Source organism: Litorerythrobacter xanthomarinus (assembly GCF_046254955.1).
Classification (GTDB): Bacteria; Pseudomonadota; Alphaproteobacteria; order Sphingomonadales; family Sphingomonadaceae; genus Qipengyuania_C.
Map to the genome: position 1 here is coordinate 861,817 of NZ_JBJXRG010000001.1, position 13,837 is coordinate 875,653.

General features: G+C 60.3%; 13 protein-coding genes. 6 read left to right on the top strand and 7 right to left on the bottom strand.

Annotation, left to right across the window (positions count from 1 at the left end; translation table 11 throughout):
- The first annotated feature begins 1 nt into the window (after position 1).
- The 3 genes from ACEWMW_RS04445 to ACEWMW_RS04455 all read left to right on the top strand — a co-directional run bounded on the left by ACEWMW_RS04445 (position 2) and on the right by ACEWMW_RS04455 (position 1,926).
- On the top strand, positions 2–538 hold the full coding sequence (locus ACEWMW_RS04445; protein WP_409412683.1) for a CarD family transcriptional regulator: 537 nt from the start codon (positions 2–4) through the stop codon (positions 536–538).
- Between the two features lie 129 nt (positions 539–667).
- Positions 668–1,525 (top strand): head GIN domain-containing protein, encoded by an 858-nt coding sequence (locus ACEWMW_RS04450; protein ID WP_409412684.1) that lies wholly within the window; start codon positions 668–670, stop codon positions 1,523–1,525.
- Between the two features lie 68 nt (positions 1,526–1,593).
- Positions 1,594–1,926, top strand: coding sequence for a hypothetical protein (locus ACEWMW_RS04455; RefSeq protein ID WP_409412685.1), 333 nt, complete (start codon positions 1,594–1,596; stop codon positions 1,924–1,926).
- Between the two features lie 6 nt (positions 1,927–1,932).
- Here ACEWMW_RS04455 and ACEWMW_RS04460 read toward each other — a convergent pair whose 3' ends face one another.
- Positions 1,933–2,877, bottom strand: coding sequence for an L-threonylcarbamoyladenylate synthase (locus ACEWMW_RS04460; RefSeq protein ID WP_409412686.1), 945 nt, complete (start codon positions 2,875–2,877; stop codon positions 1,933–1,935).
- Positions 2,878–2,929: 52 nt separating this feature from the next.
- On the opposite strand from ACEWMW_RS04460, the gene ACEWMW_RS04465 reads away from it, so the two are divergent.
- Positions 2,930–4,669 carry an acyl-CoA dehydrogenase gene (locus ACEWMW_RS04465; RefSeq protein WP_409412687.1) on the top strand — a complete coding sequence of 580 codons (1,740 nt, stop codon included), beginning with the start codon at positions 2,930–2,932 and terminating at the stop codon, positions 4,667–4,669.
- Positions 4,670–4,682: 13 nt separating this feature from the next.
- Positions 4,683–5,507 carry a DUF815 domain-containing protein gene (locus ACEWMW_RS04470; RefSeq protein WP_409412688.1) on the top strand — a complete coding sequence of 275 codons (825 nt, stop codon included), beginning with the start codon at positions 4,683–4,685 and terminating at the stop codon, positions 5,505–5,507.
- 20 nt (positions 5,508–5,527) lie between these two features.
- On the opposite strand, the gene ACEWMW_RS04475 is transcribed toward ACEWMW_RS04470, so the two are convergent.
- Complete coding sequence (locus tag ACEWMW_RS04475) at positions 5,528–7,009, bottom strand: PQQ-dependent sugar dehydrogenase (RefSeq protein ID WP_409412689.1); 1,482 nt, start codon at positions 7,007–7,009, stop codon at positions 5,528–5,530.
- A gap of 62 nt (positions 7,010–7,071) precedes the next feature.
- Here ACEWMW_RS04475 and ACEWMW_RS04480 point away from each other — a divergent pair, with 62 nt between their 5' ends.
- Positions 7,072–7,560, top strand: a complete 489-nt coding sequence (locus ACEWMW_RS04480) for a GAF domain-containing protein (RefSeq protein ID WP_409412690.1) — start codon at positions 7,072–7,074, stop codon at positions 7,558–7,560.
- Here ACEWMW_RS04480 and ACEWMW_RS04485 read toward each other — a convergent pair.
- The 5 genes from ACEWMW_RS04485 to ACEWMW_RS04505 form a co-directional block, all read right to left on the bottom strand.
- Entirely contained in the window at positions 7,546–10,263 is a 2,718-nt protein-coding gene (locus ACEWMW_RS04485) for an MSCRAMM family protein (protein WP_409412691.1), read from the bottom strand. The genes ACEWMW_RS04480 and ACEWMW_RS04485 overlap by 15 nt on opposite strands.
- Positions 10,264–10,297: 34 nt before the next feature.
- Positions 10,298–11,116: a fimbrial biogenesis chaperone gene (locus ACEWMW_RS04490; protein ID WP_409412692.1), complete on the bottom strand. Its 819-nt coding sequence runs from the start codon at positions 11,114–11,116 to the stop codon at positions 10,298–10,300.
- A 228-nt stretch (positions 11,117–11,344) separates the two neighbouring features.
- Positions 11,345–11,881: a DUF4402 domain-containing protein gene (locus ACEWMW_RS04495; RefSeq protein ID WP_409412693.1), complete on the bottom strand. Its 537-nt coding sequence runs from the start codon at positions 11,879–11,881 to the stop codon at positions 11,345–11,347.
- Positions 11,882–12,080: 199 nt separating this feature from the next.
- A complete protein-coding gene (locus ACEWMW_RS04500) occupies positions 12,081–13,064 on the bottom strand; it encodes a ParB/RepB/Spo0J family partition protein (protein WP_409412694.1) in 984 nt (327 codons plus the stop codon).
- Positions 13,061–13,837: a ParA family protein gene (locus ACEWMW_RS04505; protein ID WP_409412695.1), complete on the bottom strand. Its 777-nt coding sequence runs from the start codon at positions 13,835–13,837 to the stop codon at positions 13,061–13,063. Before ACEWMW_RS04505 ends, ACEWMW_RS04500 begins: the two co-directional genes overlap by 4 nt.

The following is a 13,837-nucleotide window of genomic DNA, read 5'->3' on the forward strand; positions in this document are numbered from 1 at the left end:
CATGGCAGACGAAGCCCTGGCATTCGATGTTGGCGACTACGTTGTTTATCCCAAGCACGGCGTAGGCCGTGTCATTGAATTGCAGAACGAAGAAATCGCCGGCATGCAGCTGGAACTCTATGTGCTGCGCTTCGAAAAAGAGCGCATGACGCTCCGCGTGCCGACGAACAAGGTCGAATCGATCGGCATGCGCAAGCTTTCGAGCGACAAGACGCTTAAGGAAGCGATGGAAACGCTCAAAGGCAAGCCCAAGGTCAAGCGCACCATGTGGTCGCGCCGCGCGCAGGAGTATGAAGCGAAGATCAATTCGGGTGAGATCGTGTTGATCGCCGAAGTGACGCGCGACCTTTTCCGTCCCGACGATCAACCGGAACAGAGCTATTCGGAACGGCAGATCTTTGAAGCGGCTTCCAGCCGGCTTGCGCGCGAACTCGCCGCGATGGAGAAGACTGACGAGCCGACTGCGCTCGAGAAAATCCTCGAAGTACTGCGCGAACACGCACCGCAGTATTACAATAACGAGGAAGAAGACGCGTAAGACGCGCTTTCAATGCTGATTCGAAAAGGGCTGCCGGAAACGGCGGCCCTTTTCTTTGCTGGCCTGCTCACTTCCGCTTGTATTGGCTTCATTGCTGTATTATATCGGCAATACACAATGGAGGATCCAATGCTGCACAAAATTATCAAGGGTATTGCACCTATTGCCGCAATCGCACTCGCTGCCGGTTTGGCGGGGTGTGACGGGGCCAAGGTCCGTGTCGGAGATGCCGACGGCGTACCGCTCGCCGATCTCGACATGTCAGGCGCTCCTCCAAAGGAATTGGTCTTAGCCGGCCCCGACAAGGTCATACTGGCCAATGGCGAAGCGCTGTCAATCGATGTCTCCGGCGATCAGGATGCTGTGGAAGCGCTACGCTTCTCCCTCGAGAACGGCGCACTCGCCATCATGCGCGATTTCGAAGTCAAAAACGTCAGGGGCCGCGCAGTGGTGAATATCACCATGCCAGCTCCGGAGAAGATCGTGGTGGCCGGATCCGGCGAGGTTGAAGCGGTTGAATTGGCGTCGAACGCCGAGGTTGTGATCGCCGGAAGCGGGCGCGCTAAGGCAAGCACCGTCGATTCCGAGATGCTCGAAGTGGTGGTCGCAGGCTCCGGCACATTCGAAGCTGCGGGCAATGTCGACAGGCTCGAACTTAATATCGGCGGCTCGGGCACTGCCAGCATGCGCGCCCTGAAGGCCGATCGCGCCGAACTCAACATCGCCGGCTCAGGTAACGCGGACTTCTCTTCCGACGGACGGGTAGAGGCGACCATGGTCGGTTCAGGTAATGTGCGCATCACCGGCTCTGCTACTTGCGAAGTCAATGCGATTGGTTCGGGCACGGTTACGTGCCAGGCGGCCCCCGCTGCCGAACCGGCCGAGGCGCAGGCGAAAGCTAGTGAGGTCAAGAAGAAAGCCCCAAGAACAGCCAAAACCATAAAACCCAAGAAGCCCGGTAAAAAAGGCAAGCCTCGTAAAGCCTGAGCACTGCCCTCACTCCAGACAACGCAAAGTGCTTTACTTTGAGCGACGTATGGGAAAGGTCCCCTCTCATGCGTCGCTCATCCTTCCTTGTAGCCCTGCTTGCAGGAGCCTTGCTTTCGGGCTGTATCGCCCGGACCGCAGCCAATGTCGTGACCGCCCCGGTGCGCGTCACCGCCAAGGCTATCGACCTGGCCACCACCAGCCAATCGGAGGCTGACGAGAAGCGCGGACGCGAGCTTCGCAAGCGGGAAGAAGAACTCGGCAAGCTCGAGCGTCGCTATGAAGAGCAGATTTCCGATTGCCAGGATGGCAACCGCAGAGCCTGCTCGGATGCGCAGAAAACCTATGCGGAGATCCAGATCATCCTTCCCACCATTCCTGCGGAACCCGGATCGGACTGACTGAATTTAGGACGCGGCGCGGCGCAAACGGTCGTTTAGCGCAGCGCCGACACCGGCAAGGGGAACGGGAGCCACGGCGATCCGCGGGTGACCGGCGCGCGCGGCAGTATGAAGGCAGGCATAGAGCCTGCTTGCCGCTTCATTCACATCGCCTGTTGGCGAGAGCGAAATGTCGCCCGCAACCGGACCATAGCCGATGAGGAACTCGTCCGGTTCCGCCTTGAGCACATTGAGGCGCATCGGCTTGCCAGGCGCGTAGTGGCGCCCGAGCTGTCCAGGTCCCTCGATTCTGTCACCGGATTTTGCTTCCTCCGGACCGAGCAGGCTAGTGATCTCGTCGCGGTCGATGGGGCCCAGTCGCAGCATCCCCCAGCCACCTGAGTCGCGCAGCGCAACTATAGTCGACTCAACACCGCGCTCGGATGGGCCTGCATCGATCACTGCATCGATCCGGTCGTCGAGAGTCTCGAGCACATGATCGGGCGTAGTCGGGCTAATCGCCTCGCTGCGATTGGCCGAGGGTGCAGCCAGAGGCAGACCGCTCGCATGGAGGATCTGTTGCATGACCGGGTGGGCCGGAACTCGGATCGCCAATGTTTCAAGCCCTGCAGTCACCGCCTCGGCCAGTTCGGCACCCTCGCTCCGAGGCAGAACCAGCGTTAGCGGCCCAGGCCAGAATTGCTCCGCCAGCAATCGCGCACGCGGATCGAACCGCGTGAGCCGCGCGGCATGTTCCGCATCAGCCACATGGACAATCAGCGGATTGAAGCTGGGGCGGCCCTTCGCTGCATAGATCCGCGCAACCGCCTCAGCGCTATCGGCGCGAGCGGCGAGGCCGTAGACAGTCTCGGTTGGCACTGCGACCAGGCCGCCGTCAGCCAGGATTGCGCAGGCGCTCGCAATTCCCGCCTCATCGGGCGCTATCCGTTCCGTAGCGTTCTTGCCGCGCATGGCGGTGCGCTATATGCGCTTCGGACGCAAAGCCAAGAGGAAGCCTGCCCAAGTGACATATTCGCCTGCCACGCAAGACCAGCTGCTCGCCATTCGCGTCAACGCCGGAATCGAACAGCTCGCTCAGGCCGAGCGCTTTGCCGCTGCCGAGCCGGATATGGTCGAGGCCATTGTCGAAGGGATCGGTGCCTTCGCGGCTGGCGAATGGGCCCCGCTTAACCGGATTGGCGATCTGGAGGGTGCGCGGCTGGAAAATGGCGTGGTGCGCCTGCCCGATGGGTTCGCCCAGGCCTATGGCGATTATGTCGAGCAAGGCTGGAACGCGATATCCAGCCCGGCGGAGTTTGGCGGGCAGGGCCTGCCATTCGCGCTCTCGTGCAATGTGCTCGAAAACCTTGGCACGGCCAACATGGCCTTCAACTTGCTGCCGATGCTGAGCGTGGGTTCGATCGAAGCGCTCGAGGCGCATGGTTCCGAAGCGCTGCAGTCTAAGTATTTGCCGAAGTTGGTAACGGGCGAATGGTCCGGGACGATGAATCTCACTGAACCGCAGGCGGGATCGGATGTCGGCGCTTTGCGGGCAACCGCTACGCCCATCGAAGATGGCGAGCACGCGGGCAAGTACCTCATCCAGGGCCAGAAGATCTACATTACCTGGGGCGAGCACGAGCTATCGAAGAACATCATACATCTTGTGCTGGCGCGACTTCCAGGCGCGCCCGAGGGCACACGGGGCATCTCGCTGTTTGTCGTGCCCAAATTTCATGTGAAGGCAGATGGATCGCTTGGCCCGCGCAACGAGCTGAAGTGCGTCAGCATCGAGCACAAGCTGGGCATCAATGCTTCACCCACATGTGTGATGAGCTACGGCGACAATGGCGAATGTATCGGCGAGCTGGTCGGGGCGGAGAATCGCGGTCTTGCTGCCATGTTCACGATGATGAACAATGCGCGCATCAATGTCGGCAACCAGGGCGTCCAGATCGCGGAGCGCGCGACGCAGCAGGCCATGGCCTATGCAATCGAGCGGGTACAATCCACTCGCGCCGGTTCGTCCGACAAGACGCCCGTAGCGATCATCGAGCACCCGGACGTACGGCGCATGCTTATCCGTATGAAATCGCTGACCGAAGCTGCCCGCGCACTGCTGTATTACACTGCGGGGCAGGTTGATCGCGGAACGCTCGGCGATGAGGCCGCCGGTGAACGCGCCGAACTTCTGGTTCCGATGCTCAAGGCCTGGGGTACTGATGTCGGCATCGAAGTCGCCAGCCTGGGCGTGCAAGTTCATGGCGGGATGGGGTTTATCGAGGAAACGGGTGCGGCCCAGCATTACCGAGATGCGCGGATTTCGCCGATCTACGAGGGAACAAACGGTATCCAGGCTGCCGACCTCGTGACGCGGAAGCTCGGCCTTTCGGGCGGTGAGGCCCTGCTCGGCCTATTTGCCGATATCGCGCGCGATTGCACCGGCGAGCCGGAGCTTGCGGGCCTCGCCGGGGATTGTACGACGGTGGCCCAATGGATGCGCGACACTGCCGCCCTCGACGACAAGCTCGCTGGCAGCGTGCCATTCACCGAGATGGCCGCAATTGCGGTGTCAGGGTGGCAAATGCTACGCCAATTGCGTGGACTTGAGCAGTCCGACGATGCATCTCAGCGCGATCGCAAACGAATGAGTGTGCGCTACTTCACCGACCATATCATCCCTCAAGCTCGCGGGTTGAAGGCCGCCGCCGTGGCGGGGGCAGAATTGCTCTACGCGCTTCCTGCGGAAGCGCTGTCGGGCTGAGAGCCGTATCTTGATGGATAGGGACAAGATATTGACGCGCATTGCCGAAGCGCTGGAGCGCGGCGCTCCGGAAACGCGCGGCTCTGCGAACTGGCGAAATTTCCCCGCCTATGTCTGGGAAGGTCAGGCGGCGCGCGCGGTCGAGCTGCTTGATGCGCCGCAATTGGGCCAGCTGCACGGCATCGATTCGCAGAAAGAGCGCGTGGTCGAGAACATCGCTCGCCACGCTGCCGGCCATGCGGCGCATGACATGTTGCTTTGGGGCGCGCGCGGTATGGGCAAATCGGCATTGGTGCGCGCCGCACTTATCTCCGCACAAGAAGTGGATCCTCGCCGCGTTGCGCTCGTGCAGGTTAGAGGCGATGCGCTGACCACGCTGCCGCGCCTGTTCAGCGAGCTGGCGCGCGCAAAGCGCCGATTTGTGGTCTTCCTCGACGACCTGGGTTTTGCCGACGATGATCCGATCGGGCCGCGCGCCTTGCGGAGCCTGCTCGAAGGCGGAGTGGATGCGCGGCCAGACAATGTGCGCATGGCAATTACGTCCAACCGGCGTGTGATCGTACCTCGGCAGAACGACGAACAGGATAGCCCGATCAATCCGCGTGATGAGATCGAAGACAGGCTCGCACTGGCTGACCGTTTCGGCCTATCGGTCGGGTTTCATTCTTGCAGCAAGGATACCTATCTCGCGATTGTAGAGGTATATGCCAAGCCGCTCGGACTGGATTGGGAAGAAGGCGACGCACTGGCCTGGGCAATGCAACGTGGCGCACGCTCGGGGCGCACCGCCTGGCAATATGTTACCGAGATCGCCGGTAGGGCCGGAAAAACTGTGTAATCAGGACCCGTCGAGCGCAATCACTGCACCGGCTGGACGCGCGCGTAGTCTTCCTCGCCAAACGATGCGCGCGGATCACCGCGTAGTTCGCGTCTAGGCGGCATAGACGCGCCGGTTAGGCGCTCAATTGGTGGAGCTGGCTCGGCTCCCGGCGCGATCACCCGCCAGATAATGCCTGCCGTGTCGTCCGTGACCAGGAGTGCGCCGTCTGCGGCCCATGCCACCCATGTCGGGCGGCCCTTCGTCGTGCCATCATCGTTCAAAAAGCCGCTGAGTACCGGAATAGGCTTGCCTTGCGGGTTGCCTCTCTCGTCAAACGCAACAAACACGACATCATAACCGGAGGGAGGCTTGCGGTTCCACGAGCCATGACGGGCAATCATCGCACCTTGGCCGAATTCGCCGCCCAGCCGGTGGCCGGCCTTGGTGAATTCGAGGCCCAGTGCCGCAACATGCGGACCAAGTGCATATTCGGGGCGGCGGACATAGTCCTGCAGGTAGGCCGGCATCGGGTGCTCGACCCGGCGATCAAAGTTGTCCCGGAAATAGATCCATGGCCAGCCGTACTGTGCGCCCACCGGCACATTGGTGAGGTAGTCGGGAACAAGATCCGATCCGAGCATGTCGCGCTCATTGACCGTGGTCCAGAGTTCGCCGCTCCAGGGATTCCAGTCGAGGCCATTGGCGTTGCGGAGCCCGGTTGCGAACGGACGAGCCGATTGCTGGGCGAAGACATATTGCCAGATCATTGCCCGGCCCTCTTCGATCTCCATCCCTTGCTCGCCGATATTGCTGAGCGAACCAACTGCAATGTAGAGATTCTCGCCCGCCTCATCGAGCTCGATATTGCGCATCCAGTGCCCACCGCCTGGCGGCAGATCCATAAGCTTGCGGCCCTCACCTAACGATCCGGTAGAGCCAAGTTCATACGCAAATTCAAGGACTTCGTCATGATTGGCGATATATAGCTTGTTGTCATGCCAAGCGATGCCAGAGGGTGAGTCTAGCGTGGTCGTGAGCGCGATCTTCTCTTCGGCGGCTCCATCCCCGTCGCCATCGCGAAGCAGCATAAGGGTGTTGGGCGATTCCCCTGCTGCGCCGGCTTGGGCAAAGAGGATCCCGGCAATGAATCCGCGGATTCTATCCATGATGCTGGGATCATCGTTGGCGCCCGCCGATTTGGGTGATCGCGTCAGCGTTACCAGCAAATCTCCGTTTGGCAGGGTATACATAACGCGCGGATGATCGAGGCCTTCGGCGAAGCGGGTCACTGCCAGGCCTTGTGCAGCCTGCGGCACCGCGTCCTCCGCCCAGCCGACCGGCTCGGCAATTACAACGGTGGGGAATACTTCCTCTTGCGGTTCGCCGAGCTCAGGTTCGGTGCCGGAAAGTTCTTCGACAGTCTGGTCGGCCACATCTGGCTCGATAAACCAGGCAGCTGCGAAGATCAGCAACAGGACTACGACGAGGAAAAAGGCGAGGTTACTGCGTGCGCTGCTCATGGCTCCAGCGAATAGGCAAGTGTGGCGCTTGCGGCAATGGCTAGCTTCGCTAGGGAGAGGCGATGTTTGACTTCAAGCCCGATGACAGTCTCGAAAAGGCGGAACTCTATCGCCAGCTTCTTGCCGCTGCCGGTGCGCTGATCGAGGGCGAGGATGATGCAATCGCCAACATGGCCAATGTCGCCTCGCTTATCGCGGAGTTCCTGCCCGGGCTGAACTGGGCCGGGTTCTACCGGATGGTGGAGGGCGAGTTGGTTCTGGGACCCTTCATCGGCCGGCCCGCGTGTATCCGCATTCCCTTGGGACAGGGCGTTTGCGGGACAGCAGCGCGCGACCGCGCGACGCAGCTGGTGCCGGACGTCCACTCTTTTCCGGGACATATTGCCTGCGATGCCGTGAGCCGGTCGGAGCTCGTCGTGCCGATCATCCTTGATGGCGAGGTCGTAGCAGTGCTTGATCTCGACAGTCCGCACTCCGACCATTTCGACACGGACGATAGCGAGGGAATGGAGCGGCTTGCAGCTTTGCTCGCGCCGTCATTCGCCGCCTGAAAGGCTCGCATTTGCCGCCATTACTTGCGTGCCACTGTCCAGCTTGATCACTCCCAGCCTGGCAACATCATGATCGCGCTTGAGAACCAAGGCTTCGCCGAGGCCGCGCTTGACCGCCAGCGTGCGGGCCGAGCTTTCGCCTACCCTCAGGCGGTATTCGCCGTATGGCACACGCTGGAACAGGAAGAAGCCGTCGAAATCGCTCGCTGTGCGTGCGACTACTTTGCCAGCGCGATCGATTAGCTCGAGCTCGACCCCGCCGATCTCGATACCCGAAGTGTTGAGGAGCACGCCCTCCACTTCACCTGATGGCGAAATGGGCAGCTCGAGCATGGTCGAAACGCCGGGGCGTGGCACGACGACGATGCCCTTGGTCCCGGGCGCGAGAAACGGATCATCAAGCGACGATTCGTCGATCCCGACGACGATCGGAATGAAGGGGCGCAGCTCGTCGACAATCGTCTGGCCCTTTTCGTCGGTAACCGCATCATGGCGGCGAAGACCTGCTTCCACGCGCACATCAGAGAGGAGCTCTTCGCCAGGCGAGCGGCGTCCATCGCCATTGTCATCACGGAACACGGTCACGGCCGCCTGACCGTTGCGCGCGAGCTTGCTTTCGGAGAACCGGAGCCCACCGCCTCGCGGATCGGGCCCGAAACTGAAAGCAATCGACAAATTCGCACCGACCGCTCCATTGGTGGCGACGGTAGCGTCCGAACGCAGCGAGAACTTGTCGAAATAGCGCGTGTATCCAAGGCTGAAGCGCGTGGCATCCTCGCGTTGGAGATATTCGACTTCAGCCGCGATATCCGACCTTTCGGTGAGGGGTTTCTCCGCTGTGAAACGCGCGGATTCGAAACCTTTCTGCGGTCCGGAAAGCTCGAAGGTCGCATTGCCGCGCAGACGCAACCCAAAGAGGCGGGAATTTGCCAGTAGACGGAGCTGATTACGCCGGAAGTCACCGCCAGAACCGGGTAGTTCGCGGCTTTCGTGAGCAAATTCGGCAGAAAGCGCAACGACTCTGGTCGCAACAGCCGTGCGGGCCTGGAAGTTCCGGATCCTGGTGCCATCGCGCAGCTGCGATTGGCTGCCCGCAAGCTGGATCGGCATCGCCAGCTTGCCAAGGCTTACCGAGGTGTCGATCTGCAAGCCGAATTCGTGATCGAGATTGCTCACGATCTGCTCGCTGTTAAATTCTCCGAAACCTTTTGCGGCGTGCAAGCCGAAATTGAATCGGCCCAGCTGACCCAAGGCATTGATTTGCGCCAGGGTTCCATTGCCGAATTCGTGCGCGCCCCCAAGCTCGACGAGCATGGGGCCGACAGTGCGCCACAAAGTTGTCTCGACATAGTCGCGCCGTTCTCCGGCCAGCCAGAAGCTCTGGTAGCCAAGCCCGACGCTGGTCTTCTTGTCGATTCCATGCTCAGCGCCCACGCCCCAGCGCCATTTGTTCGGCCCGAAACTGCGCTGCGGGTTGAGTTCGATCAGGTCGCGATCGTCCTGGAGCATGCCGGCCCAGTAGTAGGTCTTGCCGGGCTCAATATTGTTCGTCCCGACAGGGAAGCTGCTTTTCTCGCGCCTGACCTGGCCTTGCGGGCCATAGAGGACCACTTCGAGGTCGTTCCGGCCATAATAGAGGTCGATATTGAGGAACTCGTAGCGGCCGTCGGCACTATCGGTCTGGAATGCGATCAATTGGCCATTGCGATAAAGCTCCGCATCCCAGCCAGCAGGCAAGACGCCGCGAAGCGACGTTTCCGAGAAGCGCGCACGGTGGCCCAGCGGCTGGTTGGAGAGGAATGCCCCTCGCCCGACCGAAGTTTGCCCCGTCAGCTGCCCCGAGAATGTCTGCACATCACCTGCAGCCACCTGCGTGGCCTTGAGCGGACCGAGCAGACCCCCCTCAGGATCGTGTCGATAGGCGCGGATACGCAGCGAATCCGGCTCCAGATCGTTATTCGTTGCCAATCGCGCGGTGTAGCTCGCCTTGCCAAGCTCCCCGGCGGCGTAGAGTTCTACCCGCGCCGTGGTGCGATTGCCGGCTGGCGCATCCGACCGATAGCCCGCATGCGCAACCACATCCACCGAGGGGGTCCGCCACATCTTGTATTCCATATCCGCATGTGGATACGAAGAAATATCAAAGGCTTGCCGTTTCGGGCGCAACTTAGCGGCGCGACTTTTGCGCTCCAGCGCCTCGAGGAACGGCATCTTGCGATCGCTCTCAAGCCGAACCACCGCATTGTAGAGATCGGGCTTGAACTCCATCCCTAGCCAGCGCGACAAGGCCTTGGTGTCCACACACCACCCTTCCGGCGTGTCGTATATCTCATGATTGACCGGAGCCACACCTGTGTTCACGTTTTGTACCGTATTTGAGGAGCGGTCGATCGTGATTTTCTGATCTTCCGAGAACAACCAGCCAGTTGCGCGGCGCGACTTCTTGTCGAGCCGGATCGGCAGGTCGAGCGATTGGATGACATCCGCCAAGTCGAGGCAAACACCTGTGTCGGTCTGGTAACCGCGGACATCTGAGATCATTTTATAGCTGCCGATAACCGGCTGCAGGAGGAGATAGTCGTCCTCATTGGCCTGCCATGTGGGCGCTTGGGATACTGACTGTGCCAGAACTGCTCCAGACGCGCCAAACGCCGCCGCAAATGCTGCGACGGCGCTGATGCCTCGAGAGAAGCGCCTGATCATTGTCCTGGTTTCCCCGCCCCCTGCTAGCCGCTACTCATCGGAACACCGTATCGAGTGCGGCGATCAGGCCGCCGCCCGCTTCGGGCATGTCACGATATTCGAAGCGCAGCGATCCCTGCATCAGGACAGCCTGCTCTGGAGTGAGCCGAAAGACTACGGAACGCTTTGAAAGTTCTGGATAAACCGCCAGGCCACGGGCCTCGAATACGGTCCCTTCTCCTGGTTTCACCACGCGGAGCATGCCGTAGGTTGAACTTGCGCCTTCCCGCGTGATGCCAAGGTGCAGCTCGGGTCCTTCCTCGCCCTGGATGAGCTGTGGCTCCACGATTCCGGCCTGTACGTCGACCTTGCCATGGCGGATGATGATCGGGATCGAGATCCCGTATATCGGAATAAGGTTGATCGATACGCCGGAAGCCGCCTCCTGCTGCTCAGCGATCGGACGCGGCTTCGGTATAGCACGAAAGAGCATGTGCGCCCGATACTCGCCGTCGGGCAATTCCGCTCCGGGGCGGGCCGCAATCCGCACAGCTTGGGGTTGCCCTGGCGGTAGGCTTATCCGCCTTGGAGCATGGCGAATCATCTCCAGCGCGGCGGCCTCTTTGTTATTGGCCGAATCCTTAGCGACTTCGACAAGCGAGCCATCTTCGGTCATGCGGCGCAGCTCGAGCGAGATTCGATAGGTGGCTTCTTCGTCCCCGATATTGCTGAGGATCACTTCCGCCCCGCGGCGGCCATCAAGCACTACGCGGGTAGGCGCGACCAGCAAGTCACCTTGGGCCTGCGCTGGCGCGGCGATCCAGAGCCCGGACGCGGCACACAGCAATGCCACGACATGAATTAGTGAACGCAAAGGCGAAAATCGCATGCGGTGAAACTCCAGAGCAATTGCTTCGGCGGAGGCATTGCCCTCCGCAATTTCACCTATGTTGGTAAGCAGACAGGGTTAAGATTGCTTAAACACTGACGGCGAAAACACTTCTTTATCGGCAGCCAACGAGAAAAGGCCGCACCCGGACTGGGCACGGCCTTTATCTTGATCGCAAACCCGACTTATGCGCCGGGGTCTGCGAAATTTGGCTTAGTTGTAGGCAACCGAAACGTTGTAGGTGCCGTCATAGATGCCCGGAACTTCGCTGCCGTCAAAGTTGATCGTGCCGCCAACCGTGAAAGATCCTGCACCGCCGCCGTCGAGAGTGACCTGGTCACCCGTCGCGCTCGTGGTGAAGCTGTCGAGGACGATAACGTCCGATGCAAGCGTACCGGCGGTGGTCTGGCGAACCAAGTTCACCGAGGCGCTGGTGAAGCTGATATCGACTACCAGGCCAGCGTTGCCGCCAGAAATATCGAAACCGGTGACGCTCGTCGTGCCCGAGCAAACGATGCTTGCATCGGTGCAATCGAGCGAATTGGCCGAATCGAGCGTTACCGTACCTGCGCCGGTAACAACCATCGAGCCGAAGTCCAATACCGTGCCGTCTTCGACGAGCGTCAGAGCCTGAAGCACTTCAGCGGTTGCGTCTGCAGTAGCATTGTCCTGAGCGAATGCAGCCGAGCTCATGCCCATTGCTGCAGCGATAGCGGCGCCTGCGGCACCAATACGAAGCTTGTTGATCATCTGGTCTAATCCCTTGTAAACTATGGTCTTCTTCCCCTGCGGGACGACCATTTGGAACCCCCCGCCGAATAGGGATCGCCCCCATTCGCAAGCCCTAAGTAGCGTTGCGGGGTTCAGTCTTTACTTCCGGGATTGGTTAACGGATTCGGGCAAAAATTAATGATTTACCCGTAGCTAAGGATCGTAAGCGGCATGATTCCTAGATGTCGCCACCCGTGAGGCGCTGGCATATCAGGTCCAACTGGTCGAGCGTGCGGTAACGAATTGTCACCGCCCCCGAGCGCGGATCGGAATCGGTCTTGATCCGCACATTCATCCCGAGGAACTCTTCAAGGTGCCCTTGGACTGCTATGATGTCCGCGTCTTTGGCTGGATCGCGAGGGGCGCGCGGCGATCGTTTGCCCTCAGGCACTCCGGCATTGCGCACGCGTTTCTCGACCTCTCGAACCGATAGGCTCTCCTTCACCGCTTGTCGGGCGAGTTCGATAGCGTCGTCATTGCCAATCAGGGCGCGGGCATGCCCCATCGAGAGCTTGCCCGAAGCAACCAGGCCCAGGACCTCGTCAGGAAGCGATAGCAAGCGCATAAGGTTGGCGACGTGGCTGCGCGATTTGTCGACAAGCGTAGCAATTTCCGCTTGGGTCATCTCTTCTTCGTCAGCAAGCCTTTGATACGCCTGCGCTTCTTCGATGGGATTAAGGTCTTCGCGCTGGATATTCTCGATCAGTGCGAGGGCCATGACTTCACGGCTGTCGAGCTCACGAACTATTGCCGGGATGTCGTGCAAACGCGCCTTTTGGGCTGCCCGCCAGCGCCGCTCGCCTGCAACAATCTGAAAGCGTCCGCCCCCAACTGGCCTGACGATGATTGGCTGGATCACCCCGCGCGCCGCAATCGATTCGGCGAGTTCGGCTAAGGAATCCTCATCGAAATGCGTTCGCGGCTGATCCGGCATCGGCTCGATCGAGGCGATGGAGAGCGATTGCAGCCCCATTTCCTTGGCTTGATTCGGGCGTGGAGCGCCAGAGTCCGCTCCATCACGATTGGCTGCTACGGAGCCGGACTGCACGAGCGGCTCTTCGCGCCGGGTTTCGCCCAAGAGCGCGCCCAAGCCCTTGCCAAGGCGCTTTTTCGCGGCCGGAGGCTTTGATTCCTGCGACTTGCTATCGCTTTCGCTGCTCATGCTGCCTTCCTCCGCTCTGGAAGCCTTCCAATCAGTTCGCGCGCCAAAGTCATGTAAGCGCGGCTTCCCGCACAATTATGGTCGTAGATCAGCGCCGGCAGTCCATGACTGGGCGCCTCTGACAAGCGGACATTGCGCGGGATCACCGCTTCAAACACCAGATCGCCAAGGCAATCTCGCACATCGTCGGCGACCTGGTCGGTCAACCGATTGCGCCGATCGAACATGGTCAGCACGATGCCAATGATACCGAGGTCTGGATTGAAGCGCTGCTGGACCTGCTCAACCGTCTGCAAAAGCTGGCTAAGCCCTTCCAATGCAAAGAATTCACACTGCAGCGGCACCAGCAAGGTATCGGCCGCGCCAAGCGCATTGAGCGTCAGGAGCCCAAGCGATGGCGGACAGTCAATAAAGCAGATCTCGTGTCCGTGATGGCCAGCCAAAGCTCTGCTAAGCCGCGACGTACGATCTTTGACTGAAACCAGCTCGACTTCAGCGCCACTCAAGTCAACCGTCGCGGGGACAATGTCGAGACCCGGGATATTCGTCTTGCTGACACAATCCCTTAAGGAGACCTCGTCAACCAGAATATCATAGCTCGAAACTTCGCGATCAGCGGCCATAACCCCCATGCCGGTCGAAGCGTTTCCTTGAGGATCAAGATCGATAAGCAAGGTTTTCCAACCTGTTGCCGCCATGGCAGTCGCGATATTGATGGCAGTGGTGGTTTTGCCAACACCGCCCTTTTGGTTTGCGACCGCTATGGTGATCAT

What these genes read in the sequence shown, in the direction of transcription:
- ACEWMW_RS04445 (WP_409412683.1), top strand. Translation starts at nt 2, where the DNA reads ATGGCAGACGAAGCCCTGGCATTCGATGTTGGCGACTACGTTGTTTAT.
- ACEWMW_RS04450 (WP_409412684.1), top strand. Translation starts at nt 668, where the DNA reads ATGCTGCACAAAATTATCAAGGGTATTGCACCTATTGCCGCAATCGCA.
- ACEWMW_RS04455 (WP_409412685.1), top strand. Translation starts at nt 1,594, where the DNA reads ATGCGTCGCTCATCCTTCCTTGTAGCCCTGCTTGCAGGAGCCTTGCTT.
- ACEWMW_RS04460 (WP_409412686.1), bottom strand. Translation starts at nt 2,877, where the DNA reads ATGCGCGGCAAGAACGCTACGGAACGGATAGCGCCCGATGAGGCGGGA.
- ACEWMW_RS04470 (WP_409412688.1), top strand. Translation starts at nt 4,683, where the DNA reads ATGGATAGGGACAAGATATTGACGCGCATTGCCGAAGCGCTGGAGCGC.
- ACEWMW_RS04475 (WP_409412689.1), bottom strand. Translation starts at nt 7,009, where the DNA reads ATGAGCAGCGCACGCAGTAACCTCGCCTTTTTCCTCGTCGTAGTCCTG.
- ACEWMW_RS04480 (WP_409412690.1), top strand. Translation starts at nt 7,072, where the DNA reads ATGTTTGACTTCAAGCCCGATGACAGTCTCGAAAAGGCGGAACTCTAT.
- ACEWMW_RS04485 (WP_409412691.1), bottom strand. Translation starts at nt 10,263, where the DNA reads ATGATCAGGCGCTTCTCTCGAGGCATCAGCGCCGTCGCAGCATTTGCG.
- ACEWMW_RS04495 (WP_409412693.1), bottom strand. Translation starts at nt 11,881, where the DNA reads ATGATCAACAAGCTTCGTATTGGTGCCGCAGGCGCCGCTATCGCTGCA.
- ACEWMW_RS04500 (WP_409412694.1), bottom strand. Translation starts at nt 13,064, where the DNA reads ATGAGCAGCGAAAGCGATAGCAAGTCGCAGGAATCAAAGCCTCCGGCC.
- ACEWMW_RS04505 (WP_409412695.1), bottom strand. Translation starts at nt 13,837, where the DNA reads ATGATCACCATAGCGGTCGCAAACCAAAAGGGCGGTGTTGGCAAAACC.